Source organism: Pandoraea sp. E26, from assembly GCF_000681415.1.
GTDB classification, from domain to species: domain Bacteria; phylum Pseudomonadota; class Gammaproteobacteria; order Burkholderiales; family Burkholderiaceae; genus Pandoraea; species Pandoraea pnomenusa.
Window position 1 is genome coordinate 1 of sequence record NZ_AYXJ01000038.1, and the last position, 10,082, is coordinate 10,082.

Annotated in this window: 8 protein-coding genes and 2 pseudogenes; 1 reads left to right on the forward strand and 9 read right to left on the reverse strand. The window is 61.6% G+C overall.

Annotation, left to right across the window (positions count from 1 at the left end):
• The 6 genes and pseudogenes from W930_RS29850 to W930_RS0122955 all read right to left on the reverse strand — a co-directional run.
• Window positions 1–140: pseudogene (locus tag W930_RS29850) on the reverse strand (electron transfer flavoprotein subunit beta/FixA family protein); the annotation flags it as partial.
• A gap of 75 nt (window positions 141–215) precedes the next feature.
• On the reverse strand, window positions 216–1,445 hold the full coding sequence (locus W930_RS0122935) for an MFS transporter (RefSeq protein WP_023873564.1): 1,230 nt from the start codon (window positions 1,443–1,445) through the stop codon (window positions 216–218).
• A gap of 96 nt (window positions 1,446–1,541) precedes the next feature.
• Window positions 1,542–2,441 (reverse strand): amidohydrolase, encoded by a 900-nt coding sequence (locus W930_RS0122940; RefSeq protein WP_023873563.1) that lies wholly within the window; start codon window positions 2,439–2,441, stop codon window positions 1,542–1,544.
• Window positions 2,442–2,550: 109 nt separating this feature from the next.
• Window positions 2,551–3,963, reverse strand: a complete 1,413-nt coding sequence (locus W930_RS0122945) for an FAD-binding oxidoreductase (protein WP_023873562.1) — start codon at window positions 3,961–3,963, stop codon at window positions 2,551–2,553.
• Window positions 3,964–4,025: 62 nt separating this feature from the next.
• Window positions 4,026–4,757, reverse strand: a complete 732-nt coding sequence (locus W930_RS0122950) for a FadR/GntR family transcriptional regulator (protein ID WP_023873561.1) — start codon at window positions 4,755–4,757, stop codon at window positions 4,026–4,028.
• Window positions 4,758–4,923: 166 nt separating this feature from the next.
• The gene (locus W930_RS0122955) at window positions 4,924–5,223 is read right to left on the reverse strand and encodes an antibiotic biosynthesis monooxygenase (protein WP_023596977.1); all 300 of its coding nucleotides are present in this window, start codon (window positions 5,221–5,223) and stop codon (window positions 4,924–4,926) included.
• A 411-nt stretch (window positions 5,224–5,634) separates the two neighbouring features.
• On the opposite strand from W930_RS0122955, the gene W930_RS0122960 reads away from it, so the two are divergent.
• Entirely contained in the window at window positions 5,635–6,837 is a 1,203-nt protein-coding gene (locus tag W930_RS0122960) for an ammonium transporter (protein WP_023873560.1), read from the forward strand.
• Between the two features lie 256 nt (window positions 6,838–7,093).
• Here the strand turns inward: W930_RS0122960 and W930_RS0122965 are convergent.
• The 3 genes and pseudogenes from W930_RS0122965 to W930_RS30535 form a co-directional block, all read right to left on the reverse strand.
• Window positions 7,094–8,214 (reverse strand): IS3 family transposase gene (locus tag W930_RS0122965; protein WP_145929438.1). Its coding sequence is split into 2 segments (ribosomal slippage): window positions 7,094–7,956 and window positions 7,956–8,214, totalling 1,122 coding nucleotides; the frame shifts between segments, so codons are not numbered across the junction.
• Complete coding sequence (locus tag W930_RS30705; RefSeq protein WP_200873103.1) at window positions 8,162–8,983, reverse strand: YozE family protein; 822 nt, start codon at window positions 8,981–8,983, stop codon at window positions 8,162–8,164. The genes W930_RS0122965 and W930_RS30705 overlap by 53 nt, the downstream gene beginning before the upstream one ends.
• Window positions 8,984–9,433: 450 nt before the next feature.
• Window positions 9,434–10,082, reverse strand: a pseudogene (locus tag W930_RS30535) (hypothetical protein); the annotation flags it as partial.

Genomic DNA, 10,082 nt, shown 5'->3' on the forward strand with positions numbered 1-10,082 from the left:
ACCGCCTCTTCCACCGCGATTTCGTCGAACGGATTCATCGACATCTTCACGTTCGCAATGTCGACGCCACTGCCGTCGCTCTTCACGCGAACCTTTACGTTGTAATCCACTACCCGTTTGACCGGTACCAGCACCTTCATGCGGAACTCCCTTGAATCAGAAAAACGGGGTGGCAGACGGTCTTCGCCGCGCCCGCCACCCGCGGATCCATGAACTTACTCGATTTCCCGACCTTTCGTCTCGGGTAACAGGAACGCGGTAATCAGCACGACGAGGTATGCCCCACCCGCAAACATGCCGATAGCCGTACCAAGACCGCTGGTCTTGGCGAGATAGCCCACCAGACTCGGAAACAACGCCCCGATGCCACGCCCGAAGTTGTACGCGAAGCCTTGTCCGTTGGCGCGCACCGCCGACGGGAACAACTCCGTCAGATAAGCCCCCATGCCGCTGAAGATGCCCGATGCCGCGAACCCCAGCGGGAAGCCAAGGATCAGCATCTGATCGTTGCTCAGCTGGAACTGCGTGTAGGCGTAAATACTCACGCCCGAGAGCACGGCGAAGATCAGCAGGTTCGCGCGACGCCCCAGCCGGTCGGTCAGGTAAGCCCCCGTCAGATAGCCGATGAACGACCCGAGAATGATCACGAGCAGGTAACCGCCGGTGCCGATCACCGACAGGTGACGCTCCGTCTTCAGGAAGGTCGGCAACCACGTGGTCACCGCGTAGTAGCCGCCCTGCACCCCCGTGCACAGCAGGGCCGAGAGCGCCGTCGTCTTGATCAGCGCGGGCGAGAAGATCGCCAGTGCCGACGTGCGTGTGGCCGAGGCCTCTTCACGCTTGCGCGTGCGCTCGAACAGTTCCGGCTCGGGCACGTGCTTGCGAATGAAGAGCACGAACAGCGCGGGGATGACACCAATCCAGAACAGCGCGCGCCAGGCATAGGTCTCCGGCAGCACCGAGAACGACACCGTGTAACACAGCGCCGCCACGGCCCAGCCGATCGCCCAGCCGCTTTGCACCGTGCCCACGGCTCGCCCACGGTACTCGGTACGCACGATCTCGCCCATGAGCACCGAACCCACGGCCCACTCGCCGCCGAAGCCCAGGCCTTGCAGGGCGCGCAGCACGAAAATCTGCTCGAAGCTCTGCGCGAACCCGATCAGGATCGTACAGATGGAGAACCACAGAATCGTCGCCTGCAGGATCCGCACACGGCCGAAGCGATCTGCCAGCACGCCGGCCAGCCAGCCGCCGATGGCCGAGAACAACAGCGTCACGGTGGCAAGCATGCCCGCCTGCGCCTTATCGATGTTGAAAATCGTGATCAGTGTGGTGATCACGAAAGTGAATACCATGAAGTCGAGCGCATCGAGCGCCCAGCCGCCGAACGCGGCGATAAACGTGCGCCGCTCGGTCTTGTTCATCTGGCGATACCAGTTCATCTTGTCTCCCCTTGTTTCCCTGTGTTCCCGCATGAGCGCAATGTGCGCCCGGTCGTGATAAAAATGCCGGCGCGTGGTGCGCGCCGAATGCTTGCCTTACACCGTCGCCGCAAACCCATACAGACGCGCCGGGTTATCCACCAGAATGCGACGCCGCACCTCGGGGTCGGGCGCCCACTGCGGCAGGAGGTTGCGCAGCGCGCCCGTATTCGGCATGCGCGTGAGCGACACGTGCGGCCAGTCGCTGCCCCACACCATGCGATCCGGGGCGTCGTCGATCAGGGCCTGCGCGAACGGCGTCACATCGTCGAACGTCGGAAAACGCTCGCTGATGCGGTATGCCCCCGAGAGCTTCACCCAGTAGCCGTGGTCGCGCACGAGCGAGCGCAGCGCCGAAAAACCCGGCGCGTCGAGGCCTTGCGCCACCGGGGTATGCCCCATGTGGTCCACGATGCCCGGCACCGGCAGCCGGGTCATGCGCGGCATGAGCTCAGGCAAGGCATTGACGTCCATCAGGAACTGCATGTGCCAGCCGAGATCCTTGATGCGATGCGCGAGCGTTTCCATCGCCGTGAAGCCGATGCCGCCGCCGAAGAGCACATTGATACGCAGCCCGCGAACGCCGGCCGCGTGCATCGCTTCGAGTTCCGCGTCGGTCACTTCCGGCGCGACGACGGCAATGCCGCGCAGGCGATCCGGATGGCGACGCAGCGTCTCGAGCATGTAGCGGTTGTCGGTACCGTAGACGCTGATCTGCACCAGCACGCCGTACGTCATGCCCGTCGCATCGAGCATGGCGAGGTACTTGTCTTCCGGGGCCGGCGGCGGCGTGTAGCTGCGCTCGGGCACCATCGGATACGCGTCGCTCGCCGCCACCACGTGCGCGTGCGTGTCGACCGCGCCGAACGGCACCTCGAACGTGGGCGGATCGATCTCGGGCAGCGGGCCGAGGCACAGGGGTGCCCCGGCGGCGGGATGGGCGGAACTGGCAGTCATGTCGACTCCTCAGGAGGCGCGAGGGCGACAATCGCAATGTCGGGCTCACGCGGGGGATGGAACGAACCGGGCGCCGCGTCGATGACAGCCCCCGGAAGTGAACGAATCTTTACAGCAGCTTGCCCGGATTCATGATGCCGGCCGGATCGAAAACCGCCTTGATCTCGCGCATGAGGCGCAGCTCCAGCGGCGACTTGTACCTGGCGAAATAGTCGCGCTTGAGTTGCCCGATGCCATGCTCGGCACTGATGCTGCCGCCGTAACGGGCAACCTCATCGAGCACTTCGGCGGTGATCGCCTCGCCGTGCCGGGCCATGAAGTCGGGCGCCTCGCCCGCCGGGCGCGAAAGGTTGTAATGCAGATTGCCGTCGCCGAAGTGGCCGAAAATAAACGGACGCACCTGCGGGCAGACGCGGCGCACCCGTGTCAACGCACTCTCCATGAACGCCGGAATGGCTTCGATCGGCAGCGAGACGTCGTGTTTCAGGTGCGGGCCGTCGGCGCGCTGCGCCTCGGAAATCTCCTCGCGCAACTTCCACATTTCCTCGACCTGGCCAAGCGTGGACGACACCACGGCGTCGGCACAAAGATCGCGCTCGATGGCCGACTCGATCACGCGCTCGAGCAATGCCGCGAGCGCCGGCTCATCGTCCGTGTCGGCCAACTCGACCAGCACGTAGCCGGGGTGTCGTTCGCCAAAGGGCGCGCGAACGCCGGGCACGTGCGCCATCACGAGATCGACGCACTCGCCGGTGAAGAATTCGAACGCCTGCATGCGCGGCCCGCACGCGGCGAACAGCAGCTCGTACAGCGACAGCGCCTGGGCCGGCGACGCCACGGCGGCAATCACCACCTGACGTACAGGCGTCGGCGCATATAGCCGCAGCGCAGCAGCAGTGATGACCCCGAGCGTGCCTTCCGAGCCGATCAGCAACTGCTTGAGGTCATAACCGGTATTGTCCTTGCGCAGCGTGCGCAAGCCGTGAAAGATCTCGCCGTTCGGCAACACCGCCTCGACGCCGAGCACCAGTTCGCGCGTCATGCCGTAACGCACGACGTTGACACCGCCCGCGTTGGTCGCCAGATTGCCGCCGAGCTGGCACGAGCCTTCGGCCGCCAGACTGAGCGGGAGCAGTCGGTTCGCGTCGCGCGCGGTGCGCTGCAGATCTTCCAGAATGCAGCCGGCTTCGGCCACAAGCGTGTTGGCGATGGTGTCGAGACTACGCACGGCATTCAAGCGATCCAGACTGAGCACCACGTTGCGCGCGGACGCGTCGGGCGTCGCACCGCCACACAGGCCGGTATTGCCGCCGCGCGGCACCACGGGCGTGGCCGTGCTCTGACACAGCGCCAGCACCTTCGATACGTCGTCCACCGTGCGCGGGCGTACCACCGCCTGGGCGTTGCCGCGATACAGGCCGCGCCAGTCGGCGAGCCAGGGTGCGATGTCGTCAGGCGAGGTGAAGACGCTGTCGACACCGACCGCATCGATGAGACGTTGGGCAAAAGCGGAAAGAGTCATGGGTTCACGCGTCAGGGTTACGGTATGAGGCTTGCGCCACGGAGTACGGTTGCGCTCCAGGTTCAGGCCCGCGTGGGCGCAATCGCGCCGGTGATGACATCGCGTCCGGGCAACGTGAGCCCCAGACGCGCCGAAGCACGCAACAGATGCGAAAGTGACGCCGCCCGCGCCAGCAGCGGATCACGCGCCTTGATGGCGTTGAAGACCGCCACGTGCTCCTGGTGCACCTGCGCGGCCAGTCCCTCGTGACGCAGCGTGTTCTCGCGCGCTGTCTGCACGACTTGCCGGATTTGCAGATTCAGATACTGAAGCAGGTCAGCGTAGTACCGGTTGTGCGTGGCACGGGCGATGGCCGCGTGAAACGCGGTGTCGTACTCCACGCCGTTGTCCGCGTGATAGAGGTTCGTTTCGAGCTTTTCCAGAATGTCCGCCAGAAGCCGGATGTCTTCATCGGTGTGACGCACGGCGGCGAGCGCCGCAGCGGTGCTCTCGAGATCCAGACGCAACTCGTAGACGCTGGCAAGGTCCGCGGCGCTTTGTCCAACCGGCACCTGAAAGCCGCTCGAGGGCGTGCGCGACTTGACCGTCACTCCGGCGCCCTGACGGCTGTCGATCAGGCCCTGTGCACGCAGACGCTCAGTGACCTCTCGAATCACCGCCTGGCTTACGCCATAAGTCTCGGACAGTTGCTTGCCGGTGGGCAGCCGGCTGCCGATGGGGTACACGCCCTGTCGGATCGCGTCCTGCAACTGCTGAGCCACCTGCTCGGTCAGGGTTTTGGGCTTGGTTGTCATCCTCTCGCGTCGTCCCGTATTTTTCTGGTTTGCATGTTATATGAAAACTTTTCCTGAATTTCATCACGTTTACCCTAGGTCCTGCACGGATCCCCAGGGCATGAAAAAGCGGCAGCGGAGAATCCTCTCCGCTGCCGCGCTTGCCCGTCCTTGCGAGTCGTGCGGATCAGAAGCCGATCAGCGCCTCGGTGACGTGATGCACGTTGGGCGGCGCAGCGAAGCAGTCGCTCACCAGCGCGCGCCACTGCGTGAAGGCTTCCGAGTTGCGGAAATCGACCGTGTGGTTCTCCAGCGTTTCCCACGTCACGACAAGGCTGTAATGCGTCGGCGCCTCGATGGACTTGAGCAGACGCATGCCGTGGCAGCCTTTCGCCCCCTTGAACAGCGGCGCGGCCTTCGTCACGCCCTGCTCGAATGCGGCTTCCGTGCCGGGTTTCACTTCGATCTGGGCAATTTCAAAGATCATGGGATTTCCTCAGTGGTTTGTGCGTGATGACGGTTGATGCGCGAAACGAGAACGCCCGATTCTATACCGCGCCTTGCGCTCACGCACCGCGCGCGATCACCGCTCCCCCGTCATCCACATTGCACTGTCTCTGCAGCGTCATTTCGTCGGCGACGCGTCGGCCCGCCGGATACGTCGGATATGTCGGAAACGGCGGAAACGTCTGCCAATACCGCCGCCCCCCTGCTGCCGGCCCGGCGATGCACGTCGATCGAACATGAGCGCGCTTAGCGGCACCATCGCCGTGCACTCTCGCATGCTCCCCGTCATATCACACAATAAAACACCTATATAAATCAACGCGTTGAAAAATCTGGCATCGCTCTTGCGTATCTCCTTTCTTCTTTCCGTCTGCACCAAAAGAGCACATTCATGCCCAATACCAATACACCCGGCGACGTGCTGTTCCTTCTGCTCGGCGCAATCCTGGTGCTTGCCATGCACGCCGGCTTTGCGTTCCTCGAGCTCGGCACCGTTCGCAAGAAAAACCAGGTCAACGCCCTCGTGAAGATCCTCACGGACTTTGCTGTCTCGGGGCTCGCGTACTTCTTCATCGGATATCCGCTCGCCTATGGCATCGACTTCTGGTCGGGCGCGGCAACCCTTGCGCAACACAACGGCTACGAGCTCGTTCGCTTCTTCTTCCTGCTCACCTTCGCCGCGGCGATTCCCGCCATCGTCTCTGGCGGCATTGCCGAACGCGCGAAGTTCCACCCGCAGTCGGTGGCGACGTTCTTCCTCGTGGGCGTGATCTATCCTTTCTTCGAGGGCATCGCCTGGAATGGGCACCTTGGCGTGCAGGACTGGCTCACGCACGCGTTCGGCGCGCCATTCCACGATTTCGCCGGTTCGGTCGTCGTGCACGCGGTCGGGGGTTGGATCGGACTGGCCGCCGTCGTGCATCTCGGCGCTCGGCATGGGCGCTACAACGGACAGGGGCAGGTCGCGGCGCACCCGCCGTCGTCGATTCCGTTCCTCGCCCTCGGGGCGTGGATTCTGATTGTCGGCTGGTTCGGATTCAACGTGATGAGCGCGCAGCGCGTGGGCGGCATTTCCGGTCTGGTCGCGGTGAACTCGCTCATGGCGATGGTCGGCGGCACGCTCGCGGCGATGTGGGTCGGCAAGGACGATCCCGGCTTCATTCACAACGGCCCGCTCGCCGGCCTCGTCGCCGTGTGCGCCGGGTCGGACGTCATGCATCCGTTGGGGGCGCTCGTCGTCGGCGCCATTGCCGGGGTGTTGTTCGTGAAGCTTTTCACCGTGACGCAGAACCGTCTTCACATCGACGACGTGCTGGGGGTGTGGCCGCTGCATGGTGTGTGCGGTGTCTGGGGCGGAATCGCCGCCGGACTGTTCGGTCAGACCTGGCTGGGCGGACTGGGCGGTGTGAGCTTCGTCGCGCAGGTCGTGGGCACGGTGATGGGCGTGGCGATTGCGTTCGCCGGCGGATATGTCGTCTACGGTGCGATCAAGCGCCTTGTGGGCCTGCGGCTCGACAATGAACAGGAATACTACGGCGCCGATCTGTCGATCCACAAGATCACGGCCACACCCGAGCGGGAAACGAACTGGTAGGACCCGTGAAAGCGAACAATTGAAGTTGTCCGGAAACAATTGAAGTTGTCCGGCCCCATTTAAACAATGATTTTGCTCGTCGGCCCCACGAATGTGGTGGCCGACGTGTAACGACAATGGGTAAATTGGCGAGGGAATGCCGCCGATTTCACGGGACGCGCAAGGTTCAGAACCTGCACACACTGCAAACCGCCCCTCAGGTGCTGTGCTGACCTGCCCCCTTCAATAGGGCCAAAGGGCTTCTAGCAAAGTCCCGTTAAACCAGCTCCTGGAAAGCGGCAGGAGCATCCGCGGCTGCTCGATGTTTCGCCGCAAACTCTGACGGAGCAAGGTAGTTCAGTGCGCTGTGCGGCCTTTGCTCGTTGTAGTCCTGACGCCATGCCGCGATGACAGCCCGAGCGTGCGCGAGCGTCGTGAACCAGTGCTCGTTAAGGCATTCGTCGCGGAACTTGCCGTTGAACGATTCGATGTACGCATTCTGCGTTGGCTTGCCCGCCTGAATCAACTTCAGAGTGACGCTGTTCGCATACGCCCACTGGTCAAGCGCGCGGCTCGTAAATTCGGGGCCCTGGTCTGTGCGCACCGCCTTGGGATAGCCACGGAAGCGAGCTGCACGCTCCAATGCCCGAGCGACATACAAACCTGAGATGCCATGGTCGACGACAATGTCGACAGCCTCTTTCGTGAAGTCATCGACGACGGTCAGGCACTTCACGCGCCGGCCATTGGACAGCGCATCCATCACGAAATCGATTGACCACACCTCGTTGGGCGCGCCTGGCAATGCCAGTCGCTCGCGCTCAATCATGACGCCGTGGCGCTTGCGACGGCGCCGCACAGCCAGCCCTGCCTCACGGTACAGGCGATAGATGCGCTTGTGATTGGCGTGCATGGTTTCGCGTTCCACTAGGGCGTGCAGCCGGCGGTAGCCGAATCGACGACGTTCGTGCGCCAACTCCACCAGACGCGCCGCTAGCACCTCATTCCCGTGGTCCGGCTTCGCGTCGTAATGCAGCACGCTGCGAGAAAGCCCGACAAGCCGGCAGGCGCGGCGCTCGGAGATGTTGACCTTCTCCCGAATCGCCGACACTGCTTCGCGTTTGGCTTGCGGGCTCAGGGCTTTCCCTTGACGACGACCTTCAACGCTTCCATATCGAGCATTGCTTCGGCCAGCAGTTTCTTCAGCCGGGAATTCTCAACCTCGAGGTCCTTGAGCCGGCGCGCTTCTGAGACTTCCATGCCGCCGAACTTTGCGCGCCAGGTGTAGAACGACGCGTCACTGAACCCGTGCTTCCTGCACAGTTCCTTGACCGGCATGCCGGCTTCAGCTTCCTTTAGAAACCCGATGATTTGCTGTTCCGTAAATCGCTTCTTCATGTTCGTCTTCTTCTCCGAAAACGAACTTTACTAGACTCCGGCTGGCCCTGTTTGCAGGGGGCAGGTCATATGACGCCGACGCCCGGCTCAACCGCCGAAACGTAGCGTGGGCGGCTCGCATCGCCTTCAGCGCATCATCAATAGCTCCTGCGGCGTCCATATAATCAATAAGCGCTTCCAGCGACGTCTCAGCCACAGGAAAGTCTTTGTCCGACTCAATATCACGCGCCAAGTCCCCAATTGCGTCCTCCCGACGTGTTTGAGTCAGAATCCATCGGTGGAACCGGCTACGTGAAGCTTCCCTGGCCGCTTGTGCAGCATGGTAAGCCGTCACATCCTCATCCAACAGATTTGCAGCGTCATCGGGTCGACGCCAATTGCGTAGCTCAGCCGAAGTCCACGCCTCAAAATTGCGGATGCTACGGACGTATCGCTCAATGCTCTTTTTGAGGTCATGGCTCCCATCCTTGAAGTGCTCGGCGGGGACCATCTGGTCGCACATTGCGCAGTAATAACGCATTCCGTCCGTTTCGCTTTGGTCGCCGTGTAGATAGTGTCGACTACGAGTATTGACGGGTTGGCCTTTAGGAGTTTGCGACTTTCTTTGCGCAGCATCAACTCCACGAGCGAGTAGCGACCAGTTTCGAAAACCGCTGTCAGCAGCAATTCGAGCCTGAGCTTCATGCAAAGGGATGGATTCGTCGCGCGCGAGGCGCTTGGCGTTACGGCGGAGTTGCTCGAGTTGAGCAGGAGAAATAGTGAGTTTCATGGCTAATCTCGTTGCCGGCTACCCGAATTCAATGCGCCCACACAAGAAATCCGCGGTAGCCCATGAGATAGGCCTTGGATTCACCTTTTCATTGAAACTCGCTGTCGGTTCCGACTTAGCCTTTGTGGACGGGCGAGCCGGCGTCACGGCTCTCTGCGGAGTTTATCAAACTTCTCGCACAGCGCAAATTTTCCGTTTTGGTCTCGGCTCGATGAGAAATCTTCGACGGAAAACTACATAAGCCCGGCGTATGGCTATCACCCCGCAGGATGCAGTCAAGAAACGACAATTCCCGACCTACTTCCCCCCGAGAATCCGCTGACACCACACTTCGGCATGAAGTCGTTGAGGTCGCCTTGGGCCAATTGACCTATTGAGCACGCGCAGGCTCAGACGAAATTCGCTAGACGATAGCCACTTCCAGTTTGCAAGGCACGCGACACGAATGCGTCAGGAGCCAAGGTCTGAGCCAGTTTCGAAGACTCGGTCGAAGACCGGCGCGAGACTTTCAAACATATTCTTGCCGAAGAGCTTTTCCGGTCCCAAGTCGAAAACCGTCGAGCCTGACTCCAATGCGATGGTCTCTTTGTGGCGAGTTACGCAGACAATAATTTGCGTGTCGTCGGTCGCGCGTTTCTTCAGCTCAGCTGAGACCAAACCATAATTCAGCACGCCCTGGTCTTGTTGGTTTGGCGTATCCAGGATAAGTGGCGCAAGCGTCTCCGTTTTGAAATGTTGTACTAACCGATGCATCGCAAGGTGGTACGACAGTTGTAGGCGGCTATTGTCGGCAGCTCCTCCGCGCTCAGCGAGGCTCTTGTACCCGAACGGTGTAATAGTCTCAATATCAAAGCCCGGTTGAACTCTCAAGTCGCGACAGAGAAGGGCGAGCTCCGCTCTAAAGTAGCCGTCAATGGTTGCGTGCTGGTCCTCGTCAATGAGCGCATTTTGCTCCTCCCGGCGAGTTCGCAACTCCTTCCGAGCGGATGAGATTCGGGCGGATGCCTGCACTGTTTCTTTGGTCGCTCTGTCTCTGATTGAAGCTGTTCCCATGCCTTCAAGCAACGTCTTTACGGATACTGACCCTGCCTCGTTTCCA